The following is a 14,885-nucleotide window of genomic DNA, read 5'->3' on the forward strand; positions in this document are numbered from 1 at the left end:
CGTTGCCTTCCACCTCTATTCTCTTTCATGCTCCGGGGTGGCGCCGCTCGCAATGACCGTTAGGGTGGGCTCCCGAGCCCACGCGTTACGTGCGTACGCTGCGGCATAACCTCGCCCATCTTCCGCGTACGTGCGCATAGTTCGCTTCACGGGTCTGCATACGTAACGCGTGGACTCAGGAGTCCACCCTACGGTGCGCCGCGGTCAACAAAACGGTCTCAGCCAAATCGAATCACACATCCACCAGCGCACACCGGTGCTGCAAAGTCCCTTGCTCCACCTGCAGCGTGCAGTGACCAATGGCAAAATCCTCGCGCAACGTCGTCGCGATCCTGTCGATCGCGGCGTCCCCCGGATAACCCTCCGGCATCACCAGGTGCGCGGTCAGCGCCGTTTCCGTCGTGCTCATCGCCCAGATGTGCAGGTCGTGCACGCCGGCCACCCCGGGCTGCGCGGCAAGAAAACGGTCGATCGCGGCCGCATCGACGTTCGCGGGCACGCCCGCCATCACCAGCCGCAGCGATTCGCGCAGCAGCGACCAGGTGCCGATCACGATCACCAGCACGATCACCAGACTCACCAGCGGGTCGAGCCAGGTCCAACCGGTGCCCATGATGACCAGGCCCGAGATCACTACCCCCAGCGAGATCGCGGCGTCGGCCGCCATGTGCAGGTAGGCGCCGCGGATGTTCAGGTCGCCCTTGCTGCCGGCCATGAACAGCCAGGCCGAAAAGCCGTTGATGGCCACGCCGATCGCCGCCACCACCGACACGGTGACGCCTTCCACCGGCGCCGGCGCCGCGAAGCGGTGCAGGGCTTCCCAGGCGATCGCACCGCAGGCGAACAGCAACAGCAAGGCATTGCCCAGCGCCGCCAGGATCGACGAACTGCGCAGGCCATAGGTGTAGTGCGCGCTCGGGGCGCGCTTGGCCAGCACCGCCGCGCCCCAGGCCAGCACCAGCCCCAGCACGTCGGACAGGTTGTGGCCGGCGTCGGCCATCAGCGCCGTCGAGTTGGCGAGGAACCCGTAGACGAATTCGATGGCGACGAAGATCGTATTGATGCCGATCGCCAGCGCAAACGCGCGCCCGTGGCCGGGCTCGGGGACGTGGTGGTGATGGTGGCCATGGCCGTGGCTGTGGTGGTGGCCATGCTGGTGATCGTGGTGATCGTGGCTGTGCTCGTGGCTCATGCGTCCATTCCGTTGGTGGGTTCGGCAATGTGCTCGAACATGGTGGCAAGCAGGGTGCTGATGTGGGCGTCGGCGGCGGCATAGAACACCTGCTTGCCCTGGCGCTCGGCTTTCACGATGCGCGCCGCGCGCAGCAGGCGCAGGTGGTGGCTGACGAGCGAGCTCGACAGCGTCAAGGTGGCGGCAATCTCGCCTACCGCCGTCGGCTGCGCCAGGCAGGCCAGCACGATGCGCAGGCGGGTCGGATCGCCCAGCAAATGGAACAGGTCGGCCAGCTGGTCGATGGCGTCGTCGGAAGTGTCGGGTTTGGTCATCATTAACATGTGAATAGATGTTCACATGTTAGATCAGACTGCCCGGTTCGGCAAGTCAATGTCTGCTGAAACCCAGTCTGGGTGCGCGTTTCGGCCGAGTTCGGCAGGCTGCGCAACCCCTGTCAATCGAACAGGGGTAAACCCGAAGGTCAGCATATAATTGTCGGTGTATTAATAAATAGAACGGCCAGGCACTGTCGAATCGTGACATAAGAAAATTTCTAACGCTCAGCAAATCGACGTAGTGCGGTGCTATTTGTCGGCCGTCATTTGAAGTAACACGGAAATATATTTGAGGGCCCGGTCCAGCCGGTCGTTGGCCTGTGCCTCCCGCGTTCATCACCAATCAACAGTTTAGGATAGACACACATGAACAAGAAAATCGCCATTGTCGGCGCTGGATTTTCCGGAGCTGTGATTGCCAATCAGCTTGCCGCAGCTGGTTATACCGTCGAAGTCTTCGAATCGCGTTCCCACATCGCAGGTAACTGCCACTCCGAGCGCGATGCCGAAACCGGCGTCATGCTGCACGTGTACGGCCCGCACATCTTTCACACCGACAACGAGCGTGCCTGGGAATTCGTGAACCGCTACGCCGAATTCAAGCCTTACGTGAACCGCGTCAAAGCCATCACCAAGGGCCAGGTATTCACCTTGCCGATCAACCTGCTGACGATTAACCAGTTCTTCAATAAAACGATGGGTCCGGCCGAAGCGGAAGAATTCCTGGCCTCGCTGGGCGACAAGTCGATCGTCGACCCGCAGACCTTCGAAGAGCAGGCGTTGCGCTTCGTCGGCCGCGAACTGTACGAAGCCTTCTTCAAGACCTATACGGTCAAGCAGTGGGGCCTGGAGCCGAGCGAACTGCCGGCCAGCATCCTGAAGCGCCTGCCAGTGCGCTTCAACTACGACGACAATTATTTCAGCCACAAATACCAGGGCATGCCGGCCGACGGTTACACCGCGCTGGTCGAGAACATCATCAACGTGCCAGGCGTGACCGTGCACCTGAACACCCGTTTCGACCCGGACCTGAAGTCCGAGTACGAACACGTCTTCTACAGCGGCCCGATCGACGCCTGGTTCAAGCACGCCGAAGGCCGCCTGCCATACCGCACGCTCGACTTCGAAACCTTCCGCGCCACCGGCGACTACCAGGGCAACGCGGTCATCAACTACTGCGACGACGCCCAGCCCTATACCCGCATCACCGAACATAAACACTTCTCGCCGTGGGAAAAGCACGAAAAGACGATCTGCTACAAGGAATACAGCCGCCAGTGCGAAGAGAAGGACATCCCGTACTACCCGATCCGCCTGGCGCGCGACAAGCAGCAGCTCGAGCTGTACGTCAACCTGGCGAAAAAGGAACCGAACGTCACCTTCGTCGGCCGCCTCGGCACCTACCGCTACCTGGACATGGACGTCACGATCAATGAAGCGCTGATCACGGCGGATAAATTCCTGGCGTGCGCGCAGGAGAAGGCGCAGATGCCGGCGTTCGTGATTGACCCGCTGGCGTAAATGTAATTACGCCAAGCACCAGCCCGTCAGATGACGGGCTTTTTTACGCCCGTGATACCGCAAAAAATGTTGATGACGCTTGTGCACCGTAGGGTGGACACTCGTGCCCACGCGGTCGTGCCGATGCGCTGGTATAACGCTGGTAATAACCGTTAGCGATTGCCAGGAGGTCGCGGACTCTCACCGGCCGTACCGCGTGGGCACAAGTTCCCACCCTACGAGGGTGTTAACCGGGCAGCTGGCCCATCAGGATCAAGGACACCGGCTTGCCGGTGTCGGGATGCACCGGCTCGCGCAGGCTTGTGATACGCAGGCCGCTGTCGACGAACAAGGTAATCCAGCTCGCCAGCGTGCGGAAATACCAGGGAGGGGCATCGTTGAAATCGCTGCTGAAGCCGGCCCAGCTGCCTTCGCGCCAGCCGTCGACATACGGCGCATCGCCGCAGGACACCAGCGGATGCACGGTTTGCACGATCAGCGTGCCACCGGGGCGCAAATAACTCGGCGCCGCGCGCAGCAGGCCGGCCGTCGCGGCCTCGCCGATGAGCGAGAAATTGCAGACGGCGACATCGACCGCGAGCTGCAAGCGGCCGGCCGCGATCTCTTCATACGACATCACCCGAAACTCGCCGCCACCGCCAGCCCGCGCCGCCTCGACCAGTCCGGCGATCGCATCGACGCCGACCATGCTGACTTCCGGCAGCGCACGCACCAGCCAGCCTTCGCCGCAGCCGAGGTCGACGCCAGTGCGCGGCGCGCAGGAGCGCACGGCGTCGACGATGGCCGCGTCCGTCGCGAGCGCGCGGCTGGCAATCTCCTTGCCGCGCACGGCGGCGACCCACGGATCGCTGTTGCGCGACCAGGATTGCAGGATGCGCTCGTCGGTCAACGCACTGGATTCCTTCGTCATGGCCGCAGTTGACCTTCACTATCACGCACCTCGACCGGTCCCAGTTTCAGCTTGTCGAGCTGCGCCGCGATCTTCTTGCGCTCGCCCACGGCGACGACCGTCAGCCGGGCCGGATCGAGGTAGCGCTTGGCCGCCGCCTGCACGTCGGCCGCGCTGACGGCCGCCAGGCGCGCCGGCAGGGCGCTGTAGTAATCGAGCGGCAGGTCGAACACAAAGGCTTCGGCCAGGCTGGCGCCGATGTCGGCGTTCGTCTCGAATCGATTGGGCAGCGACAGCAGTTCGGCATTGCGCGCACCCGCCAGTTCGGCCGGCGCCAGCGGCTGGTCGATCATCGCTTGCGCTTCCTTTAACAATTCGGTCACGGAGGCGCCCGTCACGTTGGCGCGCACGCTGCCGGCGATGATGAAGGGGCCCGGCGCGCGGTCATACCTGAAACCCGAGTAGACGCCATAGGTATAACCCTTGTCTTCGCGCAGGTTCTGGTTGATGCGGCTGGTGAACAGGCCGCCGAAGGCGGCGTTCATCACCTCGAGCGCCGGATACAGCGGCGTCTTGCGCTCGGCGGCCAGCGCAGTCAAACGCAGCGCCGTCTGGCCGGCGCCGGGCTGGTCGACCAGCACCACCCGGGCTGCCGTCGTGGCCGGGGTGGCGGCCGCCGGCGGCGGCACCGGGGCGCTCTTCCAGGCACCGAAACGCGCCTCGGCCAAGGCTTTCAAATCACCCTGCGCGATGTCGCCCGCCACTACCAGCGCCGCATTGCCCGGCACGTAGTGACGGCGCCAGAAGCCGATCAGGTCGTCGCGCGTGACGGCGCGGATCGCCGGTTCGGTGCCCAGCTGGCCGTAGCCATACGGGTGGCGCGGGCCGTACAGGGCGCCGGCGGCGGCCAGCGCCGCGATCAGTTCCGGGTCGTCGCGCTGCTGCATCAGGTCGCCCAGGCGGCTGGCGCGCTGGCGCTCGACTTCCGCGGTCGGGAAGGCGGGGTGCTGCACGACGTCGGCCAGCACGGCAAGTGCGGCGTCGAAGTTGGCGCGCAGCGACAGTAGCGCCACGCTGGAGCCGCCGGTGCTGCTGTCGGCATCCATGAAGGCGCCCAGTTGCGCGATTTCGTCGGCGATGCGCGGCGCGCTGCGCGTGGCGGTCCCTTCGGTCAGCATCTGCGCCGTGAAGCCGGCCAGGCCGGGTAGCGCAGGCGGATTGGCGTCCGAGCCGCTGCGCACCACCAGTTCGGCCGAGACCAGCGGCAGCGCCGGGTTGTAGTGGTGGATGATGGTCAGGCCGTTGGCGAGTTTAAAACTTTCGCCTTGCGGCAGCTTCATGCGCGGGGCAGGTCCCGCTGTCGGCATTTGCGCGCGCCAGGCTTCGGCTTCGTTGATGCCGCCGATGCCGTGGCCGGGGCGCGACTTGGGCGGCTTTGGCGCCGGCGGATCGGGCGGCAGGTCGGGAATGCCGGGCACGCCGGCGACCAGCACGCGCGCACGCGGCTGCAGCCAGGTGCGCACCGCGCGCTGGACGTCGGCCGCCGTGATGCTGCGCAGGCGCGCCACGTCCTGCGCCAGGTAGCCGGGATCGCCCGTGTACTGGTTGTAGTGGTTGAGCTGGTCGGCCAGGCCGTCGCCGCCCAGTTTTTCCAGCGAGCTGACGATCGCCGTTTCGATCTGGTTGCGCGCGCGCGTGACTTCGGCTTCGGTCGGGCCGTGGTCGCGCAGGGCCGCCAATTCGGCGTCGATCGCCTTTTCGAGTTCGACCGGGGTGTGGCCGGCGCGCGCCGTCACCTCGATCAGGAAGGCGGAGGTGAGCGCGCGTGCATCCTGGTTGGCGTCGACGTCCTGAGCGATCTGGCTTTCGTAGACCAGCGATTTATAGAGCCGGCTCGACTTGCCGCCGGCAAGGATTTGCGCGGCGACCGCCAGTTCGGCGTCGTCCGGCTGGTAAGCGGGCGGCGTGAGCCAGCCCATATACACGCGCGGCAGCTCGACCCGGTCCGGCACCACCAGGCGGCGCTCGGCGGTGATCGGCGGCGTTTTCACTTGCGGCCGCTCGACGGCCGGGCCGCGGCGCAGGCTGCCGAAGTATTTCGCCACCAGGGCGCGCGTTTTCACCTTGTCGATGTCGCCGGCAATCACGACGCTGGCGTTGTTCGGGCCGTAGTAGCGCGTAAAAAAGTCGCGCACGTCGGCCAGTTTCGCGTTCTGGATGTCGGCGTGCGAGCCAATCACCGAGGCGCGATAGGGGTGGTCTTGCGGGAACAGCGCTTGGTTCAGCGCTTCTTCGACGATCCCATAGGGTTCGTTCTCGACCGTGTCGCGCCGTTCGTTGCGCACCACGTCCTGCTGGTTGGTGAGCGACTTCTGGTCCAGCACGTCGAGCAGGTAGCCCATGCGGTCGGCGTGTACCCACAGCGCCAGTTCCAGTTGGTTCGAGGGCACGGTGTCGTAGTAATTGGTGCGGTCGTAATCCGTGCTGCCGTTGCTGTCGCTGGCGCCGGCGCCTTCCATCAGGCGGTCGGCCAGGCCGCGCGGCAGGTGCTTGCTGCCGGCGAACATCATGTGCTCGAACAGGTGAGCAAAGCCGGTCAGTCCCGGCACTTCGTTGGCCGGGCCGACGTGGTACCAGACGTTCACCGCCACCAGCGGCAGCCGCTTGTCTTCGACCAGGATGACTTGCAAGCCGTTCGGCAGCGTGTATTTGTCGAAGGCGATGTCCGGGATGCCGGGCAAGGTCGTTTCGGTGGCCGCCCCCGAACTGGCGGCGCTGCCCCCGCCACCCTGCGCGCCGGCGCCGTTGAGGGCGGCCATCAGCAGCGATGCGGCAAACAGTGGGCGGGTTTTCATGTAATGCTCCAAAAGAAGTGGGTAATGCAGTTCAATCAGTGGCAGCGAGCGCTGCCACGGTCGGGCGGCGAGGCGTTCGGTAGCTGAGGTGGGGTCGCTTCCAGGAATTCCCAGTCGTAGCCGCCCGCATATAGCCGCAGGCGCAGCACGCCGTTGCGGCTGGCGTCACGGGTTTCGCTGTTGGCGCGCCAGCGCAGGAAAGGCGTCGGATAGGCGCCGCCGGTGCCGACCACGAACTGGCGCAGGCCGCGCAGATCGGCGTTTCCGTGCGCGTCCTGCGGTGCGAAGCGCTCGTAGTCGTGGTCATGGCCGGACAACACCAGCTCGGCGCCGGCCTGCTGCAACAGCACCCAGGCGGCGCGCATGGTCGGCACGCTGCCGTGGCCGCCCGAACTGTACAGGGGATGATGCCAGAATGCCAGCGTGCAGGGCGCCACGGCACCGGCTGCGGGTTCGTGGGCCAGCTCGTCTTTCAGCCAGGCCAGCTGGCGCGCCTGGGCGGCGCCCTTCAGGTTGCTGTCGAGCGAATAGATGCGCCACTGGCCCAGGCGCAGGCTGTAGTAGCCGCGCCCGGCGCGTTCGCCGAAATAGGCGAAGTAGGGCGCCGCATCTTTCGTGTAGTACTCGTGGTTGCCGGGAGAAGGCCAGGTGCGCTCCTTGAAGCGGCCCCAGGTCGGATCGTAGCAACCGGCGAATTCGGCGGCGGTGCCGCGCGGATAGGTGTGGTCGCCCAGGGTCAGCACGACGGCTTGCGGGTCGGCGGCCAGGCCAGCGCCGACCACGGCGGCCGTGTCGGCAGCGCCCGACCAGCGCGGGTCGGGGTGCTTGCAGCGGGCGATGTCGCCGACGGCGTAAACGGTCTGGATGTCGGGGGCGTCCGCAGACGCGGCAGGTGCGGCCCCGATGCTTTCCGCTGCCGTGCCGAGCGCGCAGGCGAGCAGCAGCGCCGCGCGCCAGGCGGCGCCCGGCCGACGCACTATGTTCGCCCCACTATTCAATAAAACGCAACAGGCCGCGCAGCGCATGCGCCACGGTCTGCTCGCGCACGGCCTGGCGGTCGCCCTGGAACACCAGGCGCTCGGTGTGGGTGCTGTCGCCGCGTGCCCAGCCGAAACAGACCGTGCCGACCGGCTTGCCCGGTACCGCGCCGGTCGGGCCGGCGATGCCGGTGGTGGAGACGGCGACGTCGGCGTTGCTGTTGGCCAATGCGCCCTCGGCCATGGCGCCCGCGACTTCTTCGCTGACCGACCCGAACTGGGCCATCAGCGCCGCCGGCACGTCGAGCAGTTCCGTTTTCGAGGAATTCGAATAGGTCACGAAGCCGCATTCGAACCAGCCGGTCGAGCCGGCGATTTCGGTGACGGCCTGCGACACGCCGCCGCCGGTACAGGATTCGGCCGTTGCCAGCACCAGGCGCTTGGCCTGCAGCGCCATGCCCACTTTCGTTGCAAGATCGATCAAGTCGTTCGTCACGTGCGGCTCCTTCAGGTGGCGCCGGGCGCACCCGGCGGCGCGACAGCGGGTGGTCGCGCGTGATTCATTCTAGCGCGCCGCGCTGCGGACCGGTGTGGCAAACTTGCATGCGTTCCCGGCCGGGCTGTCGGAATGCCACAGCCAGCGAGGGTAAGTCTTGTAGAAGAAATGTCCCGTGCGACACGAGCAAGAGTCGGACTGCTATCCTGCAACGCGGCGGTTTCCGCCGCGTTTCTTTTATTCAACAGAACTCTTATGCCGCCTGCATTTTTCACGTGCTCCCGGATAGAACCGGTCCTATCGTGATGGCGCTCGCCATCCGGGCCGTGCGTTGCGTACACCCGCTCATCCTCGCGCTGTGGCTGCTGGCCTGTGCGCAGCCGGCGCAGGCCGACGCCCGCCTCGAACTCCAGGTAAAAGCCGCCTACCTGGTCAAATTCGCCGGTTTCGTCGACTGGCCGGCGTCCGCCTTCGCCCGGCCCGACAGCCCGCTGCTGATCGGCGTGGCCGGCAACGATGCGCTGGCGGATCAGCTCGAGCAGGTGGCCGCCAGGCGTAGCGTGGGCGGCCACCCGCTCGCCGTGCGGCGCCTGCAGCGCGGCGATGCGCCCGCCGGCCTGCACATGCTGTATGGCGCCGGCCTTGACGGCGCCGCGCTGCTGGCCGGGGCGCGCGGCTTGCCGCTGCTGACCGTCAGCGACGCCGCCGACGCGCTGGCGGATACGCCGGCCGGCATGATCCGCTTCGTCGTGGCCGAGGAGCGCCTGCGCTTCGAAGTGGCGCTCGGCCAGGTGGCCCCGAGCCGCCTGCGCATCAGCGCGCGCCTGCTGGCGGCCGCCCTGCGCGTGACGGGGGCTTCGTGAACCCGCGCACCTCGATCCGCAAGAAACTGGTGGTGGTCGTGATGGCCACCACCTTCGCCGCGCTACTGGTGTCGGTCGGCCTGATCATCGCCTACGACCTGCGCAGCTACCACCGCTCGCTGCTGAACGACCTCTCGACCCAGGCCGAACTGGTCGGACACATGACCTCGGCTGCGCTCGCCTTCGACGACCCGCGCCTGGCGGGCGAAAACCTGGCGCTGCTGCGCACCCGGCCGATCGTCGAGGCGGCCGCCATCTACGACGAGACCGGCCGCCTGTTCGCTTCGTATTCGGCGCGCAAGGAGGCCGGCGTCTTTCCGCCGCGGCCGCAAAGCGCCGGCGTGCAGAGCGACGGCCAGTACGTGGCGCTGTTCCGGCCGATCGTCGAAAACGGCGAGACGGTCGGCACCGTCTGGCTGCGCGCCGAGAACCGCATGCTGGCGCGCACGCTCGACTATCTCGCCATTGCGCTCGGGGTGATGCTGCTGGCCATGGGCACGGCCTGGCTCGTCATGCGGCGCATGGGCGGGGTGATCACGGCGCCGATCGTCGCCGTCACCGAGATCGCGCGCGACGTCGTCGCCACGCGCGATTATTCGCGCCGTGCGCCGCGCGTCGGCGACGACGAGGCGGCCGAGCTGGCCGACTCGTTCAATGCGATGCTGACCGAGATCGAGCAGCGCACGCGCGAACTGGAAGACTCGAACGCCGCCATCGTGCGCGGCGAGGCCGAGCGCTCGCGCAGCCAGCAGGAAGTGATGCGCCTGAACGAGCAGCTCGAGCAGCGCGTCGACGAACGCACGCTGCAGCTGGCGCTGGCGAACGCCGAACTGGCCAACGCGATCGACGAGGCGCGCAAGGCGAACCAGGCGAAATCGGCCTTCCTCTCGTCGATGAGCCACGAGCTGCGCACGCCGCTGAATGCGATCCTCGGCTTTGCCCAGATCCTGACCTCGCAATCGCTGCCGACCAGCGAGGCGCAAAAGAAGGAATTCGCCAGCCACATCCTCAAATCGGGACGCCACCTGCTCACGCTCATCAACGAGATCCTCGACCTGGCCAAGGTCGAGTCGGGCACCATCACGCTGTCGATGGAGCCGGTCGCACTGGGCGAGATCCTGGACGAATGCCAGAGCATGATCGAACCGCTGGCGGCGGCGCGCGGCATCCGCATGCTGTTCCCGCAGCAGGTCGGCGCGGTGCTGCTGGCCGACCGCACGCGCCTGAAGCAGGTGCTGCTCAATTTGCTGTCGAACGCCATCAAGTACAACCGCGACGCCGGCGCCGTGGTGCTCGACTGCGCGCAGGCTGGCCCGAACCGCCTGCGCATCTCGATCCAGGACACCGGCATGGGCTTGCGTCCCGAGCAGGTCGACAACCTGTTCCAGCCATTTAACCGGCTCGGCCAGGAAGCGGGCGCCCAGGAAGGCACCGGCATCGGCCTGGTCGTCACGCGCCGCCTGGTCGAGCTGATGGACGGCACGATCGATGTGTCGAGCAGCCCCGGCGTGGGCAGCGTGTTTACGATCGAGCTGGGCACGACGGCGCCGCTGACGACGAACGCGAACGCGGGTGTGCAGCGCGAGGCGGCTGCTGCGACCGGCGCGAGCGACGCATCGCACCTGCTGCTGTATGTCGAGGACAATCCGGCCAACCTGAAACTGGTAGAGGAAATCGTGCGCTTCCGCCCTGACCTGCGCCTGCTGGCCGCCGGCGACGGCCCGCTCGGGCTGTCGCTGGCGCGCGCCCACCACCCCGAGATCATATTGATGGACGTGAACCTGCCCGGCATGAGCGGCCTGGAAGTGCTGGCGCAGCTCCAGCGCGAGCCGGCCACGAAAGACATTCCCGTGATCGCGCTGACGGCGAACGCGATGCCGCGCGACGTCGAGCGCGGCATTGCGGCCGGCTTCTTCCGCTATCTCACCAAGCCGATCGACATCGACCAGTTCAACGAGGTGATCGACGTCGCGCTGGCGCACCGGCATGGCAACGCCGAGGGAGGTGCGGCATGATCACGCCAGCCGACGTGCGCCGCGCGCGGGTACTGGTGGTGGACGACCAGCCGGTCAACGTGCAGCTGCTCGAGTACTTGTTAAAGACCACCGGCTACGAAAACGTGCACAGCACGACCGACCCGCGCCAGGTGGTGTCGCTGCACCTGAAATACCGCTTCGACCTGATCATCCTCGACCTGCACATGCCGCACATGGACGGCTTCCAGGTGATGGAAGCCTTAAAACCGCTGGAAAGCGAATCCTGGCTGCCGGTGCTGGTGGTGACGGCCGAACCGGACAAGAAGCTGGCCGTGCTGGAAGCGGGCGCGCGCGATTTTATCGGCAAGCCGCTCGACACGGTCGAGGTGATGACGCGCATCCGCAACCTGCTGGAGGTGCGCCTGATGCACCGCGAGTCGCGCGAATACGGCGCGCGCCTGGAGCGCACGGTGCGCGAACGCACCGCCGCGCTGGGGCGCTTCAGGAGCGCCATGGATGCGACCAGCGACGGCATCTTCCTGATCGACGCGGCCAGCCTGGCATTGGTGGACGTGAGCGACGGCGCCTGCCGCATGCTCGGCTTTTCGCGCGAGGCGCTGCTGCGCATCGATCCGGTGGCGCTGGGACTGACGACGAAGGTGCAACTGGAGCGCCACCTGGCCACCAATGGCGCCGCGCACGAGACCGACATCGCCGAGACCGAATTGCTGCGCGCCGGCGGAGAAGGCGCGGTGCCGGTCGAGATCAGCTGGCAGTGGACCGAGGCTGGCTCGAGCAAGCTCCTGATTGCCGTGGCGCGCGACATTAGCGAACGCCTGCAGGCGCAGCAGCATTTAAAGCACCTGGCCAGCTTCGATGCGCTCACCGGCCTGCCGAACCGCACGCTGTTCTTCCAGAACCTGCGCGAGACGATCGAGCTGGCGCAAGACAAGGCCTGGCGCGTGGCGGTGCTGTTCATCACGCTCGACCGTTTTAAGATCGTCAATGATTCGCTGGGGCCGAAGCGGGGCGACGAGCTGCTGCGCCAGTTCAGCGATCGGCTGGTGCGGGTGCGCGAGCAGCGCGGGTCGGTCGGGCGCCTGGGCGGCGACGAATTCGCCGTCATCCTCAGCATGACGCGCGAGCAGCAGGACGAGGCGGCGCACCTGGCCAACGAGATCCGCGAATCCCTGCGCGCGCCGTTCGACCTGGAGGGCCAGCAGGCGGCCATGACCGCCAGCATCGGCATCGCCATGTATCCCGACGACGCGGTCGAGCCGAGCACGCTGGTGAAATATGCCGACACCGCGATGGTGCGCGCCAAGGAAGCGGGCCGCGACGGCTACCGCTTCTTCACCGCCGGCATGAACGTGCAGGTGCTGGCCAGGCTCGACCTCGAGGTGGCGCTGCGCGGCGCGCTCGAAGGCGGTCAGTTCGTGCTGCACTACCAGCCCAAGCTCGACCTGTCCACCGGCCGCGTGTGCGGCGTGGAGGCGCTGCTGCGCTGGAACCGGCCCGGCCACGGCCTGGTGTATCCGGCCGAATTCGTGCCGGTATTGGAAGAGACCGGGATGGTGGTGCGCATCGGCGACTGGATCATCGACGAGGCCTGCCGCCAGATCGCCGAGTGGCAGGCACAGGGCATCCGCGACGTGCGGGTGGCGGTGAACGTGTCGAGCCGCCAGTTCGTCGAGGGCGACCTCGAAAGCGTGGTGCGCGCCGCGATCGAACGCCACGGCATCGAGCCGGGCATGCTGGAACTGGAACTGACCGAAAGCGCGCTGATGACCAATGCCGAGCGCACCATCGAGGTGCTCGAACGGCTCAAGAAGCTCGGCATCCGCATCGCGATCGACGACTTCGGCACCGGGTACTCGAGCCTGGCGTATCTGAAACGCTTCCCGATCGACAAGCTGAAAATAGACATCGCCTTCGTGCGCGACATCGTCACCAACCCGGACGACGCGGCCATCGCGCTGGCCATCGTCAGCATGGCGCACAGCCTGCACATGCAGGTGATCGCCGAGGGCGTCGAGACGCGCGCCCAGATGGCGTATTTGCGGCGCCACCGCTGCGACGAGATCCAGGGCTTCCACTTTTCGCGCGCGCTGCCGGCAGGCCAGTTGGCGCAGCTGGTCCGCAAGAACCGCGAGGCGCCGGACCGCGAAGCGTTCGACGATAGCCGGGTACAGACGATCCTGGTGGTCGACGACGACGTCGACACCCTCAGTGCGCTGCACCGCCTGCTACGGCGCGACAATTACCGGGTCCTGACCGCGCCGACCCCGAGCGAGGCCTTCGAACTGCTGGCGCTGTACCGGGTGCAGGTCGTGATGTGCGACCAGCGCATGCCGGCCATGAGCGGCACCGAATTCCTGAGCAAGGTCAAGGAGATGTATCCGGACACGATGCGGATCATTTTGTCCGGCTACACGGGCGTCAAGACCATACTCGAATCGATCAACCGCGGCGCGATCTACAAGTTTTATACGAAGCCGTGGAACGATACGGAATTGCGCAACAACGTGCGGCTGGCGTTCCGGCATTACTGGATGGAGCATGGGCCGTATGACGATCGGCGGGTGCCGAGGACCGGTTCGTAGGGTGGTCGGCTATACCCCGGACAGTGCATGTCCGCGGCAGTGGCGCCGCCCACGCGTTCAACAGCAGCAGTGTGTTGTCGCGAGGTTTCATGGTCCGGTTGAACGCGTGGGCGGCATTCAAGCCGCAGCACATCACACGGCCGGGTGTAGCCGCCCACCCTACGGGTCAAGCGGATGCGTGCTTGTAAACGCGTTACTCGCCGCTGAAGTGATCCCACCCCTGCACATCCATCTCCAGGGCCTTGCCCGCCGCATCGACGAAGCGTAATCCCGGCTGCGCATCGATGGTGCCGACGCGCGTGACCGGCGTGTTCGCCGATCCGGCCGCCGCGATCACGGCGTCGCGCTGGGACGCCGGCGCGGTGAAGCAGAGTTCGTAATCGTCGCCGCCGGCGAGCGTGAAACGGCGCCGCAGCGCCAGCGCTTGCCCGGCCAGCGCCGGGCCGGCGGGCAGGGCGTCGACGTCCAGCGTGGCGCCGACCTTGGAGGCGTCGAGGATGTGCTGCAAGTCTCCCACCAGGCCGTCCGAGATGTCGAGCGCCGCATGCCCGATCGGCAGGGCGCTCAGGGCGCGTCCGAGTTCGACGCGCGGCGTCGGCTGGTGCATGCGCGGGGCGGCCAGCGCCAGGACCTCGGGGTCGAGCGCGATCTCCTTCCAGTAGCCGGCCAGGGCCAGGCGCGCGTCGCCGAGGGTGCCCGAGATCCAGAGGTCGTGGCCGGCGCGGGCGGCGTCGCGGCGCAAGGCGTGGCCGGGGGCGATCTCGCCGAACACGGTGATGCAGATCGCCAGCGGGCCGCGCGTGGTGTCGCCGCCGATCAGTTCGCAGTCGTGCAGGTCCGCCAGCGCGAACATCCCGGTGGAGAAAGCCTCCAGCCACTCCGGGTCGGCGCCGGGCAGCGACAGCGCCAGCGTAAAGGCGACCGGCTTCGCGCCCATCGCCGCCAGGTCGGACAGGTTCACGGCCAGGCTTTTATGGCCCAGCATGCGGGCATCGGCGCCGGCGAAGAAATGGCGGCCTTCGACCAGCAGGTCGGTCGAGATCGCCGTCTGCATGCCGGGGGAGGGCGCCAGCAGGGCGCAATCGTCGCCGATGCCGAGCACGGCGTTGCCGGTGCGGGCACGGCGGAAGTATCGTTTGATAAGGTCGAATTCGGAAAGCATGGGCCATTCTACCGGGCTGCGGGCTTGCATGCGT

General features: G+C 66.8%; 11 protein-coding genes. 4 read left to right on the plus strand and 7 right to left on the minus strand.

Going from position 1 to position 14,885, the window contains the following annotated elements; translation table 11 throughout:
- Positions 1-232: 232 nt before the first annotated feature.
- Positions 233-1,192 carry a cation diffusion facilitator family transporter gene (locus IFT60_RS22930; protein ID WP_192056133.1) on the minus strand — a complete coding sequence of 320 codons (960 nt, stop codon included), beginning with the start codon at positions 1,190-1,192 and terminating at the stop codon, positions 233-235.
- Complete coding sequence (locus IFT60_RS22935) at positions 1,189-1,509, minus strand: ArsR/SmtB family transcription factor (RefSeq protein WP_192056135.1); 321 nt, start codon at positions 1,507-1,509, stop codon at positions 1,189-1,191. Before IFT60_RS22935 ends, IFT60_RS22930 begins: the two co-directional genes overlap by 4 nt.
- A 366-nt stretch (positions 1,510-1,875) precedes the next feature.
- Here IFT60_RS22935 and glf point away from each other — a divergent pair, with 366 nt between their 5' ends.
- On the plus strand, positions 1,876-3,030 hold the full coding sequence (gene glf, locus IFT60_RS22940) for a UDP-galactopyranose mutase (RefSeq protein ID WP_192056137.1): 1,155 nt from the start codon (positions 1,876-1,878) through the stop codon (positions 3,028-3,030).
- A gap of 226 nt (positions 3,031-3,256) precedes the next feature.
- Here the strand turns inward: glf and IFT60_RS22945 are convergent, their stop codons facing one another.
- Genes IFT60_RS22945 through IFT60_RS22960 form a run of 4 tightly spaced genes read right to left on the minus strand, consistent with a single transcriptional unit; the run spans position 3,257 to position 8,247 of the window.
- Positions 3,257-3,940, minus strand: a complete 684-nt coding sequence (locus IFT60_RS22945) for a class I SAM-dependent methyltransferase (RefSeq protein ID WP_192056139.1) — start codon at positions 3,938-3,940, stop codon at positions 3,257-3,259.
- Positions 3,937-6,774, minus strand: coding sequence for a M16 family metallopeptidase (locus tag IFT60_RS22950; protein WP_229511106.1), 2,838 nt, complete (start codon positions 6,772-6,774; stop codon positions 3,937-3,939). The genes IFT60_RS22945 and IFT60_RS22950 overlap by 4 nt, the downstream gene beginning before the upstream one ends.
- A 35-nt stretch (positions 6,775-6,809) precedes the next feature.
- The gene (locus IFT60_RS22955; protein WP_374001262.1) at positions 6,810-7,751 is read right to left on the minus strand and encodes a metallophosphoesterase family protein; all 942 of its coding nucleotides are present in this window, start codon (positions 7,749-7,751) and stop codon (positions 6,810-6,812) included.
- A gap of 13 nt (positions 7,752-7,764) precedes the next feature.
- Positions 7,765-8,247 carry a nicotinamide-nucleotide amidohydrolase family protein gene (locus IFT60_RS22960; RefSeq protein WP_192056143.1) on the minus strand — a complete coding sequence of 161 codons (483 nt, stop codon included), beginning with the start codon at positions 8,245-8,247 and terminating at the stop codon, positions 7,765-7,767.
- 275 nt (positions 8,248-8,522) lie between these two features.
- Here IFT60_RS22960 and IFT60_RS22965 point away from each other — a divergent pair, with 275 nt between their 5' ends.
- Genes IFT60_RS22965 through IFT60_RS22975 form a run of 3 tightly spaced genes read left to right on the plus strand, consistent with a single transcriptional unit; the run spans position 8,523 to position 13,689 of the window.
- Entirely contained in the window at positions 8,523-9,110 is a 588-nt protein-coding gene (locus IFT60_RS22965; RefSeq protein WP_192056145.1) for a TOL_0243 family YfiR-like periplasmic protein, read from the plus strand.
- Positions 9,111-9,151: 41 nt separating this feature from the next.
- Positions 9,152-11,125 carry a sensor histidine kinase, YfiR-like protein-associated gene (locus IFT60_RS22970; protein WP_197986438.1) on the plus strand — a complete coding sequence of 658 codons (1,974 nt, stop codon included), beginning with the start codon at positions 9,152-9,154 and terminating at the stop codon, positions 11,123-11,125.
- Entirely contained in the window at positions 11,122-13,689 is a 2,568-nt protein-coding gene (locus tag IFT60_RS22975) for an EAL domain-containing protein (protein WP_192056149.1), read from the plus strand. Before IFT60_RS22970 ends, IFT60_RS22975 begins: the two co-directional genes overlap by 4 nt.
- A 193-nt stretch (positions 13,690-13,882) precedes the next feature.
- Here IFT60_RS22975 and thiL read toward each other — a convergent pair whose 3' ends face one another.
- Positions 13,883-14,851, minus strand: coding sequence for a thiamine-phosphate kinase (gene thiL / locus IFT60_RS22980; protein WP_192056151.1), 969 nt, complete (start codon positions 14,849-14,851; stop codon positions 13,883-13,885).
- Positions 14,852-14,885: the final 34 nt, after the last annotated feature.

Origin of the sequence: Massilia sp. CFBP 13721 (genome assembly GCF_014842025.1) — a bacterium.
Taxonomy (GTDB): Bacteria; Pseudomonadota; Gammaproteobacteria; order Burkholderiales; family Burkholderiaceae_D; genus Telluria.

Excerpts from the sequence above, each read along its gene's own strand:
- IFT60_RS22930 (WP_192056133.1), bottom strand. The coding sequence starts at position 1,192 with ATGAGCCACGAGCACAGCCACGATCACCACGATCACCAGCATGGCCAC.
- IFT60_RS22935 (WP_192056135.1), bottom strand. The coding sequence starts at position 1,509 with ATGATGACCAAACCCGACACTTCCGACGACGCCATCGACCAGCTGGCC.
- glf (WP_192056137.1), top strand. The coding sequence starts at position 1,876 with ATGAACAAGAAAATCGCCATTGTCGGCGCTGGATTTTCCGGAGCTGTG.
- IFT60_RS22945 (WP_192056139.1), bottom strand. The coding sequence starts at position 3,940 with ATGACGAAGGAATCCAGTGCGTTGACCGACGAGCGCATCCTGCAATCC.
- IFT60_RS22950 (WP_229511106.1), bottom strand. The coding sequence starts at position 6,774 with ATGAAAACCCGCCCACTGTTTGCCGCATCGCTGCTGATGGCCGCCCTC.
- IFT60_RS22970 (WP_197986438.1), top strand. The coding sequence starts at position 9,152 with ATGGCCACCACCTTCGCCGCGCTACTGGTGTCGGTCGGCCTGATCATC.
- IFT60_RS22975 (WP_192056149.1), top strand. The coding sequence starts at position 11,122 with ATGATCACGCCAGCCGACGTGCGCCGCGCGCGGGTACTGGTGGTGGAC.
- thiL (WP_192056151.1), bottom strand. The coding sequence starts at position 14,851 with ATGCTTTCCGAATTCGACCTTATCAAACGATACTTCCGCCGTGCCCGC.